General features: G+C 35.4%; 13 protein-coding genes and 1 pseudogene. 9 read left to right on the forward strand and 5 right to left on the reverse strand.

Annotated features, from left to right (window positions below):
* The first annotated feature begins 24 nt into the window (after nucleotides 1-24).
* The 5 genes from ES724_RS03690 to ES724_RS03710 all read left to right on the forward strand — a co-directional run bounded on the left by ES724_RS03690 (nucleotide 25) and on the right by ES724_RS03710 (nucleotide 6,148).
* Nucleotides 25-1,215, forward strand: coding sequence for an acetyl-CoA C-acyltransferase (locus ES724_RS03690; protein WP_146929708.1), 1,191 nt, complete (start codon nucleotides 25-27; stop codon nucleotides 1,213-1,215).
* Between the two features lie 87 nt (nucleotides 1,216-1,302).
* Nucleotides 1,303-1,515 carry a four helix bundle protein gene (locus tag ES724_RS17055; RefSeq protein WP_449404200.1) on the forward strand — a complete coding sequence of 71 codons (213 nt, stop codon included), beginning with the start codon at nucleotides 1,303-1,305 and terminating at the stop codon, nucleotides 1,513-1,515.
* 141 nt (nucleotides 1,516-1,656) lie between these two features.
* Nucleotides 1,657-3,465 carry an acyl-CoA dehydrogenase family protein gene (locus tag ES724_RS03700; protein ID WP_146929710.1) on the forward strand — a complete coding sequence of 603 codons (1,809 nt, stop codon included), beginning with the start codon at nucleotides 1,657-1,659 and terminating at the stop codon, nucleotides 3,463-3,465.
* A 428-nt stretch (nucleotides 3,466-3,893) separates the two neighbouring features.
* Entirely contained in the window at nucleotides 3,894-4,949 is a 1,056-nt protein-coding gene (locus tag ES724_RS03705) for a zinc metalloprotease (RefSeq protein WP_146929713.1), read from the forward strand.
* Between the two features lie 155 nt (nucleotides 4,950-5,104).
* On the forward strand, nucleotides 5,105-6,148 hold the full coding sequence (locus ES724_RS03710) for a mechanosensitive ion channel family protein (protein WP_146929716.1): 1,044 nt from the start codon (nucleotides 5,105-5,107) through the stop codon (nucleotides 6,146-6,148).
* Here ES724_RS03710 and ES724_RS03715 read toward each other — a convergent pair.
* A complete protein-coding gene (locus ES724_RS03715) occupies nucleotides 6,145-7,932 on the reverse strand; it encodes a glycoside hydrolase family 15 protein (RefSeq protein WP_146929719.1) in 1,788 nt (595 codons plus the stop codon). The genes ES724_RS03710 and ES724_RS03715 overlap by 4 nt on opposite strands.
* A 96-nt stretch (nucleotides 7,933-8,028) precedes the next feature.
* Here ES724_RS03715 and ES724_RS03720 point away from each other — a divergent pair, with 96 nt between their 5' ends.
* From ES724_RS03720 to ES724_RS03735, 4 genes are all read left to right on the forward strand, one after another.
* Nucleotides 8,029-10,233: a bifunctional alpha,alpha-trehalose-phosphate synthase (UDP-forming)/trehalose-phosphatase gene (locus tag ES724_RS03720; protein ID WP_146929721.1), complete on the forward strand. Its 2,205-nt coding sequence runs from the start codon at nucleotides 8,029-8,031 to the stop codon at nucleotides 10,231-10,233.
* A 172-nt stretch (nucleotides 10,234-10,405) separates the two neighbouring features.
* Entirely contained in the window at nucleotides 10,406-10,693 is a 288-nt protein-coding gene (locus ES724_RS03725) for a YtxH domain-containing protein (RefSeq protein ID WP_146929724.1), read from the forward strand.
* A 137-nt stretch (nucleotides 10,694-10,830) separates the two neighbouring features.
* Nucleotides 10,831-12,189: a M28 family metallopeptidase gene (locus ES724_RS03730; RefSeq protein WP_146929726.1), complete on the forward strand. Its 1,359-nt coding sequence runs from the start codon at nucleotides 10,831-10,833 to the stop codon at nucleotides 12,187-12,189.
* 38 nt (nucleotides 12,190-12,227) lie between these two features.
* Entirely contained in the window at nucleotides 12,228-14,243 is a 2,016-nt protein-coding gene (locus ES724_RS03735) for an alpha/beta hydrolase family protein (protein WP_146929729.1), read from the forward strand.
* A 402-nt stretch (nucleotides 14,244-14,645) separates the two neighbouring features.
* On the opposite strand, the pseudogene ES724_RS03740 reads toward ES724_RS03735, so the two are convergent.
* The 4 genes and pseudogenes from ES724_RS03740 to ES724_RS03755 all read right to left on the reverse strand — a co-directional run bounded on the left by ES724_RS03740 (nucleotide 14,646) and on the right by ES724_RS03755 (nucleotide 21,712).
* Nucleotides 14,646-16,756: pseudogene (locus ES724_RS03740) on the reverse strand (Tex family protein).
* A gap of 278 nt (nucleotides 16,757-17,034) precedes the next feature.
* Nucleotides 17,035-19,071, reverse strand: a complete 2,037-nt coding sequence (locus ES724_RS03745; protein WP_146929732.1) for a glycosyl hydrolase family 95 catalytic domain-containing protein — start codon at nucleotides 19,069-19,071, stop codon at nucleotides 17,035-17,037.
* 366 nt (nucleotides 19,072-19,437) lie between these two features.
* Nucleotides 19,438-20,361: a GyrI-like domain-containing protein gene (locus ES724_RS03750; protein WP_146929735.1), complete on the reverse strand. Its 924-nt coding sequence runs from the start codon at nucleotides 20,359-20,361 to the stop codon at nucleotides 19,438-19,440.
* A 4-nt stretch (nucleotides 20,362-20,365) separates the two neighbouring features.
* Complete coding sequence (locus ES724_RS03755) at nucleotides 20,366-21,712, reverse strand: vanadium-dependent haloperoxidase (RefSeq protein WP_146929737.1); 1,347 nt, start codon at nucleotides 21,710-21,712, stop codon at nucleotides 20,366-20,368.

The following is a 21,712-nucleotide window of genomic DNA, read 5'->3' on the forward strand; positions in this document are numbered from 1 at the left end:
TACTAAAATCTAAATACTAATAAAATGAAAACAGCATATATAGTAAAAGCATACAGAACAGCAGTAGGGAAAGCACCTCGTGGAGTATTCAGATTTAAAAGACCTGATGAATTAGCTGCTGAAACCATCCAGTACATGATGGAAAAACTTCCAAATTTTGATAAGGACAGAATAGACGATGTTATTGTAGGTAATGCAATGCCGGAAGCTGAGCAGGGCCTAAATGTGGGTAGGTTTATATCATTAATGGGATTGGATACCGTTAAAGTTCCTGGGGTTACTGTGAATCGATATTGCGCTTCAGGACTTGAAACTATTGCAATGGCTTCTGCAAAAATTCAAACAGGAATGGCAGATTGTATTATTGCGGGTGGAGCAGAAAGTATGAGTTATATTCCAATGGGGGGTTATAAGCCAGTTCCAGATTATAAGCTTGCGGCACGAGGTCTTGAAGATTATTACTGGGGAATGGGACTAACTGCTGAAGCAGTTGCAAATGATTATAAAGTAAGCAGAGAAGATCAAGATGAATTTGCATTTAATTCGCATCAAAAATCATTGAAAGCGTTAAAGGAAGATAGATTTCAGGATCAAATAGTTCCAATTAAAGTTGATGAAACTTATGTTGATGAGAATGGAAAAAAACAAACCAGATCCTATACAGTAAATAAGGATGAAGGACCTAGAGCAGATACTTCTAAGGAAGTGCTGGCTAAATTAAGACCTGTATTTGCAGATGGTGGAAGTGTAACAGCTGGAAACTCATCTCAAATGAGTGATGGTGCTGCATTTGCATTGATCATGAGTGAAGAAATGGTAAAGGAATTAAATCTGGAACCTATCGCAAGATTAGTAAGTTATACCGCTGTAGGGATCGAGCCAAGGATTATGGGGGTTGCTCCTATTACTGCAATTCCAAAAGCATTGAAACAGGCTGGACTTCAACAAAAAGACCTTGAGCTAATTGAATTGAACGAAGCTTTTGCTTCTCAATCTTTAGCAGTAGTTAGAACTTTAGGTTTAGACCCAGAGAGAGTAAATGTAAATGGTGGAGCCATTTCTATGGGACACCCTTTAGGTTGTACCGGTGCAAAATTATCTGTTCAATTATTCGATGAGATGCGCAAACGTGATCTTAAAAATAAATACGGAATGGTAACTATGTGTGTGGGTACAGGACAAGGAGCTGCCGGAGTTTATGAGTTCTTATCATAATTTTTTTTAAGAAGTTAGAGACAAGAATCAGGAAACAAGACCATGCAAAGGCACAATTTCAAAAAATTGAAGATTTGGCAGGAAAGTATGAGTCTAGTCAAAGAAACATATTCTTTAACTAAAGGTTTTCCGGATTATGAAAAATTCAGTTTAGTCACGCAATTAATAAGGTGTGCTGTTTCTATACCCTCTAATATCGCAGAAGGAACTAGTAAAAGTACCTCAAAGCATTTTATAACATTTTTAGAAATTAGTTTAGGCTCTGCATTCGAATGGGAAACACATAATAATCGCATATAATGAAAAATATATTTCAGAAGATAAATTTTTGGAATTAGAAAATAAAGTTCAACAAATACAAAAAATGATATCAGGATTTATAGATGGACTTAAAAAATAGTCGTCTTGTTTCTAACATCTTGATTCTTAAAACTAAAAAAAATGAGCACAGAAACAAAAAATAAAGAATTACTTCGTGGAGGTCAGTTTTTGGTGAAAGAAACGTTGAGTGAAGATGTTTTTACACCAGAAGACTTTACCGAGGAGCAGAGAATGATGAAAGATTCAGTTCAGGAATTTGTAGATCGTGAGATCTGGCCGAAAAAGGAAGAATTTGAGAAAAACAACTATGCTTTAACTGAAGAGATAATGCGTAAGGCTGGAGAACTTGGTTTTCTTGGCATCTCTGTTCCAGAAGAATATGATGGTATGGGAATGGGGTTTGTTTCTACTATGCTTGTTTGCGACTACATTAGTGGCGCGACAGGATCTGTTGCAACGGCCTTTGGTGCACATACAGGGATTGGAACTATGCCAATAACTTTATATGGTACCGAAGAGCAAAAGAAAAAATATGTGCCAAAATTAGCTACAGGTGAATGGTTTGGAGCTTACTGCCTTACCGAACCAGGAGCAGGAAGTGATGCTAACTCAGGTAAAACAAAAGCTGTTCTTTCTGAAGATGGAAAATCTTACAGTATTAGTGGACAGAAAATGTGGATCTCCAATGCCGGATTTGCAAATGTATTTATAGTTTTTGCTCGAATTGAAGACGACAAGAACATTACAGGTTTCATCGTTGAAAATGATACTTCTAACGGCATCACTTTTGGTGAAGAAGAAAAAAAATTAGGGATACACTCCTCTTCTACTCGTCAGGTTTTCTTTAATGAAACCAAAGTACCTGTAGAAAACTTGCTAGCAGAACGTGGTGATGGTTTTAAAATAGCCATGAATGCATTGAATATTGGTAGAATTAAGCTGGCTGCTGCGTGTTTAGATGCGCAACGTAGAGTTACAGATTTAGCAGTGAAATACGCTAATGATAGAGTACAATTCAATACGCCTATCGCAGAATTTGGAGCTATTAAATCTAAACTGGCAGAAATGGCTACATCAGCATATGCTGGGGAATCTGCTTCATACAGAGCTGCTAAAAATATTGAAGACAGAATCAACAAAAGATTAGAAGAAGGAAATTCGCATTCTGAAGCTGAATTAAAAGGTGTAGAAGAATATGCAATTGAATGTTCTATTTTAAAAGTTGCATGTTCAGAAGACATCCAAAACTGTAGTGATGAAGGTATCCAGGTGTTTGGAGGAATGGGCTTCTCAGCTGATACCCCAATGGAATCTGCTTGGAGAGATGCACGTATTTCTAGGATCTATGAAGGAACCAACGAAATAAACAGAATGTTAGCGGTTGGAATGCTTGTTAAGAAAGCGATGAAAGGTCATGTAGATCTTTTAGGACCTGCAACGAAAGTTGGGGAAGAACTTACTGGAATTCCATCTTTTGACAAACCAGACTTCTCAGTATTATTTGCTGAAGAAAAAGACTTATTAAAAAGATTGAAAAAAGTATTTTTAATGGTTGCAGGTAGTGCTGTTCAAAAATTTGGACCAAAACTCGAAGAGCATCAACAATTACTTTTAGCTTCTGCAGATATCTTAATTGAAATCTATATGGCAGAATCTGCCCTTTTAAGAACCGAGAAAAATGTAAATAGATTCGGAGAAGACGAGCAAAAAGAACAAATTGCAATGTCTAAGTTATATTTATATCATGCTGTAGATACTATAAACCAAAAAGCCAAAGAAGGAATTGTATCTTTTGCTGAAGGTGATGAACAACGCATGATGTTAATGGGATTAAAACGTTTCACTAAATACGATAATCATCCTAATGTTATTGAGCTTAGAAATACAATCGCAGAAAAATTAACCTCAGAGAATAACTACTGTTTTTAATAAATCTCATATTTAGTACTTAATACTAGAAATGTAAAAGCCAATTCTTAAATAGAATTGGCTTTTTTTATTTTAAAAATTAAAATATACTATTGAAAGCTCTTTTTATCTAGTAAACTTCAGAGAACACTTTATAAGTCCAGAAATAAATATTTCAATTGTCCTATTAATCTTAGACTATTATCTCATAGAAAAGTTTCATTTCGTATAAAATTTAGTGGGAATTACACAAAATATTGATTATTGTTTAAAAATCAGTTTTTCAAATATTGTTTTCATTACATTCTGGTTATTACATCCCAATATTATTAAGTTTTCATAGTTTAATATGTTAATTAACTAAAACCTTAATAAAAAAATTAAAGAATAGTTAAACTCTTTTTAAGAAAAGTATATATTGCGCCTTTATAACCATTAAAACTTATTACATGAAAAAATTAATTATGGGAATGGCTGCATTAGCCCTACTGTTCACTTCCTGTGAAAAAGATCAACCTGAAAATGTTAATGAATTAGCTCAAGAAAGTGTAGATATGAGCGATTTCTATGTGCACACCGACTACAATGATGAAGATGGCAAAGCAGCACAAAATGGGAAGAATTGTTATTCTATGAAAAACTTAAATCGACTGTTGAAAGAAGATGATAAGCTTTATAGAAAAATGTATGATATTGAAAAAAATACCAGATCTATCCTTGCAAAAAGTTCAAATGCAAACAAAGGTAAACCAGGATCTGGCGATGGTGGAACTACTCCTCCTCCAACAGATAATATAGGTATTGTTACTATTCCTGTTGTTGTGACTGTGGTTTACAGCAACTCACAAGAAAACATTTCAGAAGCACAAATCAACTCTCAAATCGCTGTTTTAAATGCCGATTTTAGAGCTCAAAATTCTGATGCTTCCAATACTCCTTCTGAATTTGCAAGTGTAGTAGCAGATTCTGAAGTACAATTCACTCTAGCTGGTGTACGTCGTTACAGTAATGCTACTACTCAATGGGGAACTAACGATGCTGTTAAAGGTCAATATCCTCCAGAAACTCCAGCAACAACTCTCAATATTTGGGTTTGTAATATAGGTGGTGGAATTTTAGGCTATGCACAATTTCCTGGTGGCCCGGCCGCAACTGATGGAGTTGTTGTAGGACCAAATTATTTTGGTAATACAGGATATGTATCTGCTCCATTTGATAAAGGTAGAACTGTAACGCATGAAGTGGGTCACTACTTAAACTTACGTCACATTTGGGGTGATGGAAGATGTCAACAAGATGATTTCGTAGCAGACACTCCATCATCAGATGGACCAAACTACGGATGTCCTTCTTATCCAACTACAAACTGTAGATCTACAGATATGACAATGAATTATATGGATTACACTAATGATAACTGCATGTACATGTTTTCATCGGGACAAAAATCTCGTTTGAGAACTGTTTTTGCAAGTTCAGGACCAAGAGCAGCTATGGCTCCTTAATTTTCATTTTATAATATTTAAAAGCCACCCTAATCAGGTGGCTTTCTTATTTCTACGAAATCCTTGTAGGTTAATATTTCCGAAAAGCAAGTAACAGTTTAATGCAAAAGCCTTATTTTTAGTAGTATTACAAGAAGATATTTTTCAGAACATTTATGGTTTCAATCAATCAAGAACTAATCAATTATTTAATTTTAGGCATAATTGTATTAATAATTTGCTTTACGCTCGCATACTATGCCTTAAAGAAAATAGGCAAAGATCCTAGAAATATACTTCCTTTAAATTTCGCCAATAGAATATGGATTCCTTTACTTATTTTCTTGGTTTCGTTATTCTGTCAAATAGCTATAATAGCTAAGTTATTCAGGTATGATTACACATATACTATAGTAGGGCATTTAAGTACCATGGGAATCATCTTAAGCACTGCTTGGTTTCTTATTGTACTTCTTAAGATATTTAAGGCTCGTATTCTTAGAAAATATGATCTTTCAACTTCAGATAATTTAAAAGCAAGGAAGGTTTATACACAGTTCATGATCTTAGAGAATATAATCATCTTTATTATCATAGTACTAGCCGTAGGTATAGTTTTAATGAGTTTTGATAGCATTAGGTCTATTGGTGTCAGTCTTCTTACCTCAGCCGGAATTGCCGGGATTATTATAGGTCTAGCAGCACAAAAGGCTATTGGAACTTTATTGGCTGGTATTCAAATAGCCCTTACTCAACCAATCCGAATAGAAGATGTTGTCATTATAGATGGAGAATGGGGTTGGATTGAAGAAATCACCCTTACCTATGTAGTAGTTAGAATTTGGGATAAAAGAAGACTTGTAGTTCCTACTACCTACTTTATTGAAAACACCTTTCAAAACTGGACTAGAAATTCTTCAGAAATATTAGGAACTGTTTTTATCTATACAGATTATGAGATTCCTTTTCAAAAATTGAGAGAAGAACTTAGCAGACTTCTAGAGGGTTCTTCATTATGGGATAGAAAAACAAATGTATTACAAGTTACTGATGCTACTGACAGATCTGTAGAAATTAGAGCTTTGATGAGCGCAAAAGATTCTCCAACAGCTTGGGACCTTAGAGTATATATTAGAGAGCAACTGATAGTTTTTATCAAAGAAAATTACCCTGAAAGTCTTCCGAAATCCAGGGTAAGTTTAAAAACTGATCAAAATTAAATGTTTTCTTCTGAAGCATAAATTTTACTAAAGTTTGTAGCTGCTTCTATTAATGCCAAATGAGAATAGGCTTGCGGAAAATTCCCTAATAAGCGCTTCGTCTCAAAATCAATATCTTCACTAAACAATCCTAATTGATTACTATAAGTTAAAAGCTGATCGAATAATTTTTTAGATTTTTCCTTTTCTCCTATTTTATACAAGCTATTAATAAACCAAAAGGTACATATTGTAAATGAGGAAGTAGGCAAGCCAAAATCATCTTTATTCTTATAACGGTAGAGCAAACCATCCCGGGAAAGTTCTTTTTCGGTAGCTTTTACGGTACTAATATATCTAGGATCTTTTGCATCTATAAATCCATAGTTCTCCATTAAAAGTGTGGACGCATCTAAATCTTTTGAACCATAGGATTGGGTATATGCCTGCACCTCTTCATTCCATCCATTTTTATGGATATCATCATAAATTTCAGTCCTTAAAGAAACCCATTTAGATTCATTTATTCCCTTTCTGAGGATCTCTCCTATTTTTACAGCTCTATCTATGGCAACCCAACATAAGAGTTTAGAGGAAACAAAATGCCTTTCTTCTGTCCGCAGTTCCCATATTCCTTTATCAGGTTCTTTCCAGTGCGATTCTACAATTTTTACAATTCCTCTAGTTACTGTCCACAATTCTTCACTGTTTTCCAGATTTGTCTCAAACTGAACAAATTGCTGGTAGATCACCTCCATCAATATTCCATATATATCGTTCTGCTTTTGAATATAGGCTGCGTTTCCTGTGCGCACAGGCTTGGAACCTTGATACCCATCTAAGTGATCTAATATGTGCTCAGTTAAATTCTTCTCTCCATTGATACCATACATGATCTGAATCTTTTCATCCTTATGTGGTATCAGATTAAGAATGAACTGGAGGAAATCTTTAGCCGATTTATCATGCCCTAATCCTGCCATTACTTTGATAACCATGGAGGCATCTCTAATCCAACAAAATCTATAATCCCAATTGCGCTCTTCACCTATAGTCTCTGGAAGTGATGTAGTGGCAGCAGCAAGTACAGCACCCGACTTCTTAAAGGTTAAAGCCTTAAGTACCAAAGCACTTCGCAATATTTCTTCGTTATAGTATTTATATTTCGTGGTGTATTCACTCCAGTTCATCCAATAGGTCTTGGTACGTTGGTATTTAAGATAGGACCTATCCAAGGACTGTTCAACCAATTTTTCATGATAGCCCATTAAGAAATACCCATTTCCTGTTAATTCAATTTCCTTTTGCTCTAAAATAGCATCAAGATCAAAACTTGAATAGAGAAATAGAGTTTCAAATTTCCCTTCGGTCGTATAGCTCTTTATATAATTGCCTTTATTTTCATTAAAGGTTTTCTCTCTAGCAAAATCCAAACGAGGATTATATAATACTTTAAAAGCTGGCTTCCCTTTTATAAGTCGAAGAAACCGAATTACATCTGGAGCGGAATAGTATGAGCTATCCTCTCGCTGATAGCGGGGCATAAAATCTATTAGCTGAAATGCATCAGTACCATTATCAAACCCGGTACTTAATATATTGGTACCCCAAAGATATTCTTGAGAGATTTCATAATCTTCGGTAACTTCTATCTCAAAGCTTCCGCCTTTATTTTCATCTAATAATTTTGCAAAAACAGCTGCTGAGTCAAAATTTGGCAAGCAACACCATTCCAATGAGCCTGTTTTTGAGACAAGTGCAGCACTTTTACAATTTCCTATAATTCCGTAGTCTAAATTCTTCATATAATCATAAAGTTTGTTGAAAATGATGGTAGATCAAATGTATTTTCGGAAATTAAGTAAAATACTAAAACTTTATCGTAGAATTCAGAATAAATTATGAGTAAAACAATCATTATATCCAATAGATTGCCACTTCAAATTTCTATAAAAAAAGGAAAATTGGACGTTACTCCTAGTGTGGGAGGCTTAGCTACAGGTTTAAAATCCTTTCACAGAGATGGAGATAGTGTCTGGATAGGCTGGAGTGGTTTAACTACTGAAGAGCTTCCTGAAAATTTAATGAATGAAGTTTCTCAGAAAGCAAAAGATCAGGCCTGTATTGCGTTAAATTTTACTGAAAAGGAAATTGAAGGCTTTTACTATGGCTTTAGTAACAGAAGTATTTGGCCTCTCTTCCACTACTTTATGGAATTCACAGAATGGGAAACTTGGCATTGGAAAACCTACAAAAGTGTAAATCAAAAATATGCGGATGCCATTCTGGAAAAGTACAAGGAAGGTGATAAGATCTGGATTCATGATTATCAACTTCTTTTAGTACCAAATATGGTTCGGGAACAATCTCCTAATGCTACCATTGGTTTCTTCAATCATATCCCATTTCCTTCCTATGAAGTCTTTAGAACCATGCCTTGGAGAGAGGAAATTCTTAAAGGTTTACTGGGTGCAGATCTTATTGGCTTTCACACCTACGACTATGAAAGACATTTTTTAAGTTCTGTAAGCCGTATTCTCAGGTATCAAGTCAATTTTAATGAAGTGAGCCTCCCAGAGAGAATGGTTAAAGTAGATTCTTTTCCTATGGGTATAGATTATAACAAGTTTGAAAAGGCTGCGCAAAATCACTTTGAAAATACTCTGGAAAGTCAATCAGATTTACAGCGCAGATTAGATCATCATAGAAAAGGAGCACCCGGGGCAAAGTTGATCCTAAGTATAGATCGGTTAGATTACACGAAAGGGATTGCACATAGAATAAGAGCATTTGAGTATTTCTTAGAAAAATATCCTCAGTATATAGAAAAAATCCGATTGGTTATGCTGGCAGTTCCTTCTAGATCTGAGGTGCCACAGTATCAATTATTGAAAAAGGAAATTGATGCCTTAGTAGGAAGAATAAATGGGAAATTCGCTACCGTAAGCTGGACACCTATTTGGTATTTCTATAGGTCAATGCCTTTTAACAACTTAATAGATCTATATGCTTCATGCGATATAGCCCTACTAACTCCTATAAGGGACGGAATGAACCTTGTGGCAAAAGAATATATTGCAAGCAGGAAAGATCAAACTGGAGTGCTTATTTTAAGTGAAATGACCGGTGCAGCTCAAGAAATGAATGAAGCAATTTTAATTAATCCTAATAATTTTGAACAGATTGCTGATGCTATAAATCAGGCTATAAAGATGTCTGAAGAAGAACAAATTAAAAGAAATAAAATCCTTCAGAAACGACTTAAACGATATGATGTAGAAAAATGGGCTAACGACTTTATGAAAGCTTTGACTAAAACACAAGAAACCAGACAAAGCAATAAGGCTATCCTTATATCTAAAGATATCCAAGAGTCGATATATTCAGATTTCACAAAATCTAAAAATCGAGTATTATTTCTGGACTATGATGGAACACTAGTAGATTTTGTTGATCAACCAGAAGATGCAAAACCAGATGAAGAACTTATCTCTCTAATAAGTCAATTAGCATCTTTGGAAAATACTACTGTAGTGCTTATTAGCGGAAGGGATAAGGAAACTCTAGGCACTTGGTGGAAGGAAGTAGATGTGCAGCTAATTGCAGAGCATGGAGTTTGGGCCTTAAAACCGAATAAAGAATGGAGACTTAATGAAAATGTTAGAAATGACTGGATGGAATCTATACGTCCTGTTATTGAAGCATTTGTAGATAGAACTCCCGGAAGTTTTATAGAAGAAAAGAACTATTCGCTGGCTTGGCACTACAGAAAAGTTGATCCAGACCTAGGAGAAAAACGCGCTAATGAACTTTCTTCAGTATTAAAAGATCTTATCTCTAATCATGGATTGAGTGTTTTAGATGGTAATAAAGTTCTGGAGATAAAAAGCAGTGAAGTTAACAAAGGTAAGGCCGCAACAAAATTTCTTTTAAGAAAAGAGGTTGATTTCATATTTGCTATTGGAGACGATTGGACAGATGAATATTTATTCCAGGAATTGCCAGATTCTGCAGTAACTGTAAAAGTAGGTTTAAAGAAAACCAGTGCCACTTACTATTTAAATAACACCAAAAAAGTAAGAGAGTTATTGCAAGGATTTTTATAACTGAAATAAGCTTCAGCAGGATAATAATAAAAAAAACTAAACTGTTAAAATCCTTAGCAATTTTACTTAAACATTATATCAAACTTAACTAAAGAAAATCCTCTAAACTTCTAAATAGAAGTACTTTTACAATATCAAATTTATACAACCAATATTTAAAAAAGACATAATTATGAAAGTAGGAAAGTTAATTACAGGATTAGTATCAGGAGCAGCTATAGGAGCAGCTATAGGTTTATTATTTGCACCAAAAAAAGGAGCAGATACACGTAAATCAATTACTGAATCTGGAGATAGCTATTTAAAAGGTGCTAAAGGGAAGATCAATGATCTTTCAGAGGGTTTAAACCAAAAAGTTGAAGCGATCAAAGAAAAATCTAAAGCTGCAACTAGTGGTTCTAAAGTTGAAGAAAAGTATCACGATACTAAAGCAGATATTCACGATATGAGAGCTAGCTAGTCTAAACTCAAATATTTTATATTAACCCTCGGATTCTTTCCGGGGGTTTTTTATTTTTCGGAATTGGATTATCTTCAGAAAACATTCTGAAAAACATTTCTTACTTTAGAAAACTCAAATAAATAAAATTTATAATAATGAAAATTAATTCCTCCCTATTAAGTATTGCGTGTTTCATATTCACTTTACTTCTATTTAATAATACAAATGCACAAGATACAGATGCTAGGATCTATAAAATAATTGATTCTGTATCTGCAGATAGAATTGAATCTGATATTAGAAAACTTGCAGGTTTTGGAACTCGAAATACATTTAGCGATACGGTTTCAACCACCCGTGGAATTGGAGCTGCAAGACGATGGATCAAATCTGAATTTGATAAAACCTCCCAAGATTGCAATAACTGTTTAAATGTCTTTTACCAAAAAGATCTAGTGACTCCGGAAGATGGAAATCGTGTGCCAAAAGAAGCATGGGTCGTTAATGTTGTAGCTATCCAAAAAGGAACAAAATATCCAAATAGATATATCATTATGAGTGGCGATATAGATTCTCGTGCTAGTGATACCATGGATTTTGAAACCGATGCACCAGGAGCTAATGATAATGCCAGTGGAATGGCAGGAACTATTGAAGCCGCCAGAGTTTTATCTAAATATAAATTTGAAAACAGCATTATTTATGTTGGCCTTTCCGGAGAAGAGCAAGGTTTATTTGGAGGAAAAGGATTGGCTCAATATGCAAAAAACAACAATTGGGAGATCATTGGAATATTGAACAATGATATGATCGGAAATATTGAAGGGGTTGATGGAATAATTGATAACCGAAGTTTCAGAATTTTTTCTGAACCTGTGCCTCCAACCGAAACTGAGCAAGAGCGAAATGCAAGAAGATATTATGGTGGTGAAGTAGATGGAATTTCCAGACAGCTTGCCCGCTACATTCATGGTACCGTAGAAACCTATATGCCAGAAATGAATCCAATGATGATTTATCGTTTAGACAGATTTGGACGTGGAGGACATCACAGATCTTTTAATGATCTTGGCTATGCAGGAATTAGAATAATGGAAGCCCATGAAAATTACAACAGACAACATCAGGACATTAGAACCGAAAATGGAATTGAATATGGAGATGTAATTGAAGGTGTGAATTTTGATTATGCTGCAAAACTTACGGCTGTAAACGCGATTAACTTAGCTAGTTTGGCTTGGGCTCCGCCAGCACCTTCAAAAGTTGCGATTGGAGGAATCGTTGAACCCTCTACCAAACTACGTTGGGAAAAGGTTTCAGGAGAAATTGCAGGATATAAAATTTACTGGAGAGATACTACTTCCCCTGTATGGCAACATTCAAGGTTTGTAGGAGATGTATCTGAATTTATGTTGGAAGGAATTGTAATAGATAATTTCTTATTTGGAGTTGTAGCTGTTGGCAAAAACGGACATGAAAGTTTAGTTTCTTTTCCCTCATCGACCTTTAGATAAGTTCATTTCCTGTTTAATTCACTTTAAAATCTCTGATCATGAAAAAAATATTATTATTTTTCTTCCTATCCTCTCAGTTACTTTTAGCACAACAATCAGATAAGCTGGAGTTATTGGATATCTTCAATCTTGAGTATATTTCTGACCCACAGATATCTCCAGATGGAAAACAGGTGGTGTATGTCCGGAATTTTAAGGATGTCATGACCGATAAAAATCTATCCAATCTCTGGATAGTGAATTTTGATGGTACACAAAACAGACCACTAACCACTGGCAACACAGTAGATAATTCTCCCCGTTGGTCTCCAGATGGAAGGGAATTACTTTTCAAATCTAACATGGATGGCGAAATGCGGTTATATTTAAAATGGCTGGATTCTCAACAGCCACAAGTAATTTCTAATTCTAATGAGCTACCTGGATCAATTTCCTGGTCTCCGGATGGCAAGTTTATTGCCTTTTCTAAATTCGTGATTAAAGAGAATGCTTCTCCTATCAAAATGCCAAAGAAGCCAGATGGCGCAAATTGGAACGAGGCTCCTAAATACATCACCGAAATGAATTATCGGGCAGATGGAGCTGGTTATTTAAAAAGTGGTAACACACAACTGTTTGTCGTTTCTATAGACGGACATACCCCAAGGCAACTTACTTTTAATCCCTTCGATCATGGAACACCAGTTTGGGGTAAGGATGGTAAAAGCTTGTATTTTTCAGCTAATCTTGGAGAAGATCATGAATTAGATCCTATGAATTCAGAAATCCATAAGCTAGATATTACAGATGGAAAAATAACAACCTTAACAAATAGACAGGGACCAGACAGCAATCCAATAATCTCTTCAGATGGCAAGAAAATAGCATATTTAGGCTTCGATGATAGATTGCAAGGATATCAATTGAGTCAGTTATATATTATGAATATAGATGGTAGTAATATCCAGAACCTTTCAGCAGACTTTGATAGAGATATAAGTGATATTTCCTGGGACAAAAATGGAGATGGCCTTTATTTTCAATATAACGACAAAGGCAGCACAAAACTAGGTTACATTTCTACGAGCGGTAAAGTAAAAGAAATAACAAATAACATGGGAGGACTTTCCCTAGGAAGGCCTTATAACGCTGCATCTTATAGTATTGCAGAAAATGGTAATTACGCTTTTACTTCAGGAAAAAATGCAATGTTATCTGATTTAGGTGTTGGAAATAAAGGAAATGATCGAGTGCTTACAGATGTAAATAGCGATTTACTTTCCTTTAAAAAACTAGGAAAAGTAGAAGAGATCTGGTGGAAGTCTTCTGTAGATCAAAGAGATATCCAAGGCTGGATTGTAACTCCGCCCGATTTTGACCCTAACAAAAAATACCCGTTAATTCTAGAGATCCACGGTGGGCCTTTTGCTAGTTATGGAAATGTATTTTCGGCAGAAATTCAGCTAATGGCTGCAGCTGGGTATGTAGTTCTGTATACTAATCCTAGAGGTAGTACTGGCTATGGGGAAGAATTCGGAAACTTAATACATCACGACTATCCCAATAACGATTATCATGATTTGATGTCTGGAGTAGATGCTGTTCTTGAAAAAGGATATTTAGACAGGGAAAATTTATTTGTCACCGGAGGTAGCGGAGGTGGTGTATTAACCGCTTGGATCGTTGGAAAAACAGATAGATTTAAAGCTGCTGTAGTTGCAAAACCAGTTATAAATTGGACGAGTTTTGTGCTATATGCAGATAATCCAGGCTTCTTTGCTAAATATTGGTTTGGCAAAAAGCCTTGGGAAGACCCGGAAAGTTATTTCAAGAGATCTCCTTTAAGCTATGTGGCTAATATTACTACTCCAACTATGTTGTTAACTGGAGAAGAAGATTACAGAACTCCAATAGCTGAATCTGAGCAATTCTACAGTGCATTAAAACTGGAAGGAGTAGAAACGGCTATGGTTAGAATCCCGGGATCCGGACACGGAATAGCAAATAGACCAAGTAACCTTATTGCTAAAGTTGCAGCTATCCTATCTTGGTTTGAAAAGTATAAGGACAACTAAATCAATCCCTTATATAAAGCTGCCAATAGAATTATAGAATACAGATATTAAGTATATATAATTTTTATTATTTATTGTCTATCAAAAATTAAATCATATTGTTTTGTCTGTTCGAGCCCAGTCGAGAACTTTTCAGCTCAAAAAGAAGGTTTCGACTCCGCTACCATTGACGTATTTTCAAAGTTACTCCCAATAAGAGACCCTGAAACTAGTTCAGGGTGACGATACTGTTTTAACTGCCGTCATGCTGAACTCGTTTCAGCATCTTTCATACGTCAATTTCCTACGCTAAATAAATTTTTTTATCACAGGTCTCAACCTGACATCCTTACTATACATTGTAATCTTAATATGAACACAACTACAGACCGATAAAAATCAATTCTATTGGCAGTTTTATTATTAATCGATTAGGGAAAGTTGAATCCTTTTTAGATCCAGATCAATTTCCAAAACAGTTACCCTTAAATGCTGTCCTAATTTTACAACAGAATTGACATCACTTATATATTCATTCGCCAATTTAGAGATGTGTATTAATCCACTTTCTTTAACTCCAACATCAACAAAGCATCCAAAATTGGTGATATTATTTACGATCCCTGGAAGTTTCATCCCCGTTTGTAAATCTTTAATAGTATTTACATTTTCGTCAAACTGAAAAACCTTGATCTTACTTCTAGGATCTAAACCTGGTTTTTCCAGTTCTTTAATTATATCTTTTAGCGTTGGTATCCCAAGATCTTTTTGGACATAAGTCTCTAAATCAACTTTTTGAAGCACTTCTTTATTGCCTATTAATTGGTTAATTCCAGTTCCATAATCGAGTGCTATTTTATTTACCAACTCATAACGTTCCGGGTGAACTGCAGAATCGTCCAAAGGATTTTTTGCATTCTTAATTCTTAAAAAACCGGCTGATTGCTCGTAAGCTTTGGCTCCTAATCTTGGGACTTTTAGCAACTCTTCTCTAGCTTTTATACTACCTTTTTCTGATCTATAGTTTATAATGTTTTCAGCTAGTACTGGTCCAATCCCTGAGACATAAGAAAGCAGTTCTTTACTTGCAGAGTTTACATTGATCCCTATTCGGTTTACGCAAGTCATCACCACTGCATCCAGTTTATTTTTCAGTCTTGTTTGGTCTACATCATGTTGGTACTGCCCTACTCCAATTGACTTTGCATCTATTTTCACTAATTCGGCCAAAGGATCTATTAAGCGTCTCCCAATAGAAACTGCGCCCCTTACTGTGATATCATAATCTGAAAATTCTTCTCTAGCAATTTTAGATGCCGAATAAATTGAAGCACCCGCCTCATTCACCACATATACTTCGACCTCTTTATTAAATGGAACTTTCTTTATAAACTGTTCCGTTTCACGGGAAGCTGTTCCATTTCCAATAGAGATCGCTTCAATATTATAGGCATTTACGAGCGATCTTATTTTCTTTATGGCAAGCGTCATTTCTTTCTGTGGATAGTTTCATTATGTAGCAACATTCCATTTTCATCCAAACACACCAATTTACATCCAGACTTAAAACCAGGATCCAAGGCTAAGATCCTTTTATTACCTAGAGGAGGCGCTAATAAAAGTTGTTCTAAATTCTCAGCAAAGACCTGAATAGCATCTTCATCTGCTTTATTTTTTGCTTCAGATAAAACTTCATTGGAAAATGATGGCTTTAAGAGTCGTTTGTAGGAATCTTCTATTGCTTCTTTAATATATTTTGAAGCTGAAGAATTTTTCAGATTAAGAACATTCTCTATTAATCTTAAAGCTTCCATTTTTTCTACATCAAGCTTTACCTTTATTACCCCTTCACTTTCCGCCCTAAGAATTGCGAGTAATCTATGAGAAGGAATTCTTTTTAGAGGCTCATTCCAGTCAAAATATTGCTTGTATTTTTGCGCAGCTGGGTTTTCTTTTTCAGATTTAACTAATTTTGAAGCTATATCTGCACTATTCTGAAATAACTTTCTTAGCTTCTGCCTCACATAAGGATTTTCACTTATCCATTCTGCAATTATATGTTGAGCTCCTTCTAAAGCATCGGTCGGAGATTTTATATCTTTTGATAAAAACCGACTTGCAACTAGTTCTAAATTATCTCCATTTTGAGACATTAGTATTTTGGCTAAAGGTTCCAGACCAGCTTCTCTGGCAGCTTCAGCTTTAGTTCTACGCTTCTTTTTAAAAGGAAGATATAAATCCTCTAATTCCACCATAGAATCTGAATCCTGAATCTTAGACAGTAAGGAATCTGTCAATGAATCCTGATCTTCAATAGCTTTAATGATAGATTTTTTACGACGCTCTAATTCTGAATAGGATTTTAAAAGCTCTGCTATTTTTTCAATTTCAACTTCATCTAAATTACCCGTTAACTCTTTTCTATATCGCGCAATAAATGGGATTGTAGCATCTTCATTTAATAAGCTTACTGTGTTGAGAATAGATCTCTCGGGAACGGCTATTTTAGATTTTATATATGATATTAACTCCAAGTCTTGTGTTTTAAGTAATGAAAACAAAGATACCGGGATTCTAATTTATTTGTATAAGTACCCAAAGATATTTCCAGAGAATTAGATAATATTAATTGGAAACTTTAGGGTTTTAAACATTAATTCTGGAACGGAAAAATTTCCCGCTCCTGAAAGCTACCTGGATCGAAGATTTACGCAGTTAATTATCCCTATTTTTCAGCCTTTTTCTTGGCTCTTTTGTCTTGATTCTTGGTTCTTGGTTCTTGGTTCTTGGTTCTCGTCTCTCTGTTCCCTATTTATTTGATCACATAAGTTTTTTTCTCTGGCCCAATACCTTTTAAGGTAAGTGATTTCCATTCTTTTGGTAAGATCTCATTTTTTTGCTCTATTCCATTTTCGGTAATATGCAATCCGCCGAATCCAAATAGCACAACCTGGAGCATACCTCCGGCACCTGTTGCAAAATATGGATTCTCACTGGTGGCCGATTCTGCCAGAGCTCCAAATGGAGCACGCTTATTAGGCTCATAACTTCTTTTAAAAAGCCTGTAAGCTTCTTTGGAATCTCCCAATCTAGCATACAAAATGGCAAATATTGATTGCCCCATAGCAGGGCCCTCAGGAGAAAGTTTAGACTCATAATATTTTAAATCCTTAAGAATATTTTCTCTTTCGGTAATTATATCCAAAGGATAAGACAGCAAGTTCACATCTGCCTGTTTTATAATTTCTCCCTCATAGCTTTGGTTTTCTTTTGTAGTTCCATCAGGGAATTTTAATATTACAATTTTTGAAGCAACTTCATTCCAGGCGGGGTTTGGAGTTTCGTCAACTTCTTTGGCTGCAAGGACCGCATAATTTAAGGCTGTAATTGCAGAACCATTTGTAAATGCATTATCATCAACGTTTGCGGCAAATTCATTGGCACCCACCACATTTTTAATGGAATAACTTCCATCAGCATTTTTTGAGACACGGCTTACCCAATAATCGGCTATTTCTTTTAACATAGGGTAACCTCTTTCAACAAGCCATTCTTTATTTTTGGTAACACGATAATAATTCCAGAAGGCTATAGCTACATCAGCTGTTATATGGTGTTCAAAAGTTCCTGTAAGTGCCCAAGATGGTGTTGCTTCCTCCCCTGTATCATCACTTTCCCATGGAAACATAGCGCCTTTGTAACCGAAGTTAACAGCTTTTTGTTTTGCCTTCCCCAATCGGTCAGACCGGTAGTTTACCAGGGAACGTGAGATATCCTGATTCAGTACTAATAGAGGGGGAAACATCCAGAGTTCTGTATCCCAAAAAATATGCCCGTTATAATTTTGTGAAGACAGTCCCATTGGGGCAATACTCAAATTAGAATCACCTCTGGAGAATGCATATAAATGATATAGCGCCAAACGCACATCCAGCTGGGATTGTAAATCGCCTTCAATCACAATATCTCCTTCCCAAAGCTCTTCCCAAAGTTTTTTATGCTCACCGAGTAAATCCTTTCTTGGAGTTAATAAATTAAAAATAACGAAACGTTCCGATTCAGTTTGAGGATCTGCAAAATCCTGGGTGGAGGTTTCAGCTGCTGTCCAGGCAAACTCACTTTGCTGTCCCTTTCTTACTTTTCTTTCAAAAGACAACCTGTTATCATACTCAGAAACTTTATTATGCTTGAGTTCAGGGCGTTCATGTTCTCTTACGGAATTAATGTCATGCCATATAAAAGTTGCAGATGTGGCAACGATATGTTTTCCATACTGACTTTTAGCGAAGGTTTGCAAAATGGGCATTGTAGTTTCCAGATCCTTGAGTACTCTAAAAGTGCTGGTAGGATCCTGAAATACTTCTGGAGTTAATATTTTTCCGGTAACTTTTATTTGAATATCCTTTTTTGCATCGACTTTAAAATCTATATAACTTGAATATTGGACGTTTCGCAGGGCATATATGGTATAAGTTACCTTTGCTTTGTCTTTGAAGTTGAAGGAAGTGGTAAAGGAAGCTTCCTTCATATTCAAGGTTTGCACCCAGTCTGAAATATTGTTTTCTGTAATTTTTTCCCCGTCAATTTCCATTTCGAGATTCCCAAAATTCATTCCCAAAATAATTTTGGAAACGCCTAAAGGAGATTCTTTTTCATATACATTATTTAATATTACCGAACGCACCTCAAAAGGTTTATCCTCCGGTAAGATACCAATCCTACCATTTGCAACAACAACTCCTGTATATTGCTCAACCTTTCCCGTAGACAGTGTCCACCCATCGTCTTGGGATTGACATAAAAAAGTGCTGAAAAATGTAAGAATGAGAGCAAAGAAGGATTTTTTCATATTCGTGTTTTTGAAAATATTGAAAATAAAATTAATCGACAATGTATGTATTATTAATGAAAACCATTTATAAATGCATTATTATCTACGTTAACATCAAATTAACCTACGCCACCAAATTTTTTATAGAAGAACTACTATCGAAATTTTTTGAGATAGGGCTTATTCAATAATCGGGTGTTCTTTTTAACATACAACTCCCTCTAAAAACCAGGTTCATATTTGGTGGATATTGAAAATATAGGTGAAGAGATCAAAATTGAAATAAAAATATTAAGAGAGAAAATCAAGAGCCTCGGGAAATCAAAGCCTCAATGAGGGATTAAAAATGGCTATGCCTTTTTAATGAAGATCTAAGAATATTTATCATTCCGCTACTGGTAGATAGATTACCGCCTTCCATGTAGGTGATGGAGTACTTTCTACATTTGGATTATTATAAAAAACTTCCAATGGTAGTCCTTGAGTTTTCAAATTCTTTTCATCGGCCGTGTAAAGTAGGTCAAACCAGGCTTTATGAGATAACCTATAGTTTCCGTTGAATACCGCTTTTAATGCGGTGGATGATGGAAATTGCCTGAATTTCACTTCTTCTGTAGGCCTTATATCCTGGACAAGATTCACCGGGAAACAAAATTCAAAATCTATAATATTCTCCTCCCTATTCCATTTAATGATCTTCACAAATGGATTTCCTGTTAATTTTAGATTACGATTTAGAATGTAATCTTCCAGAATATCAATGGTTCCTACCATTTCTATGGCCTTTCCTTTTACAGGAATATTTTCAGAAATATGACATATACAGTCCAGAGCAGGTGAAATGATTATACTATCGGTAATTTGAATACGATAGGCCGTTTGTTCATTTTTCAATCTCTGTCTAAAAGTTAATAAATTTTGTTTTAAACTATCTATATATTTACTTTTCACAAAGGGGTTTATGATATCTAGGCGGTTAACCAATGAATTTTCTTCAGATCTAACATTTAGCACAACTTCTGTAAGGCTGTCGTTTCTTTTTTCAAACTCCCAATAGAATTCTATCTGGGAATTGCTAAAAGAATTTACTTTTTGTGTCAGATTTTTGAAAGGTTCGCCTTGGATGACCGCAATATTATCTTCGGTAAGTTCAGGATTAAATCTTTTCCATTCTAAAATATCGTGATATGAGTTACCTGGACCATATTTTGCGTCCATCGTGAATTGATAATCATATTTTTTTATAAATAAGTACCAGATCAATCCAGAAAGCAATAACGTAAGGAATAATAAAATTATTTTTTTCATAGAATTACTTGGCCGCTAATTTCTCTTTGGAATTGGTCATTTCTAACTTATTTACAATATAGTTCCCAATTGCTTGGCCCTGGTCTAAACCTACTTCAATGGCGGCCCTATAATGAATTCCTCCATATAACCTGCTCTCTGCTGCCTCCCTCGAGGCATCTTTAAATGATTTAAAACTTCTAACCGGAAGACCATAATCCACTTCAGTATCATCATCAAAACTAAAATCATCTCCAAAAATATCTGTAAGCACAATAGCCGCGGCACCTGAAACTACAGAATGTCCACTAGTATATTCAGGAAATGGCGGGGTTTGCAATACTGAAGTCCAGCTATCGTCAATGTATTTATTAATCAGAGTTTCGGGACGAACCAGATTACTGCGATATTTCTCTTCCCAACAGCTAATAAAACCATCAGCAAGCGCTACAGAAACTTTAGTGTAAGCATAGACAGATTTATTAAAATCGGCTCCGGATTTCTGACAAGCTATTTTGGTAACCCCCATCCAATGACCACCAGGAGTGATTTTTTTGGTTGCGAACATAAGATGTCCTCTTAGGATAGAAACATAAGGATTACAGTCCCAAAACTTAGCAATAGCCATCTTCTCACTATTCTCTTCGTCTTTTGCAATCTCTTCACGAATATTATAAACTTCCATCAATTCGTTGTGGAAACGACTTCCCGGCTCCATAGAAAACTCTGGTGGTGGCACTGGTTTGAACTGATTGGCTGCATTAATGGCAAATGGTCGTATTTTGCTCCAGTGTGGTTCTATACCATCCATATAAGTGGGTGGGGTGGGCTGCCATCGGCTCTCCTCATCTGTATGTACAGAAAACTTAGGCATGGTACGTGTTTCGGAATAATTATCCTTGGACATCCATTTTCTAATATGGCTTGCAACCTGCAAACCATAGGCTTCAGAAGCTTTAAAAGTTTCTTCGTCCTTAGTTTTCCAAATATTAAAAATGCTATCTCTCTTAACTATAAGTCTTTCTTCTGAAAACACAAGATTTTTACCAATTTCGTAAAAAGCCACCACGGCAGCTATTTCAGGATTAATTAGTTCTGAGGTAGTTATAGGAGCGGGTCCAAGATCTGTTAATTGACCGGCCAGACTTTTATAATCTTTATCAAACTGCGCCATTACCTCGTAGGCAGCTATATTAGAGTATGAATAAACACGGCTCGCAACAGGCGGAGAAAATATATCATGCACCATTACCCTGGTAAGATGATCATTAGCCGCGTGGAAATCTCCTGATGTGACTTCAATTTTTTGGGGCTCATTTTTACAGGAAAAGATAAGTATAGAAGAAAAAACAAGTAAAATGAAATTCTTCAT

It is taken from the genome of Gillisia hiemivivida, from assembly GCF_007997295.1.
GTDB classification, from domain to species: domain Bacteria; phylum Bacteroidota; class Bacteroidia; order Flavobacteriales; family Flavobacteriaceae; genus Gillisia; species Gillisia hiemivivida.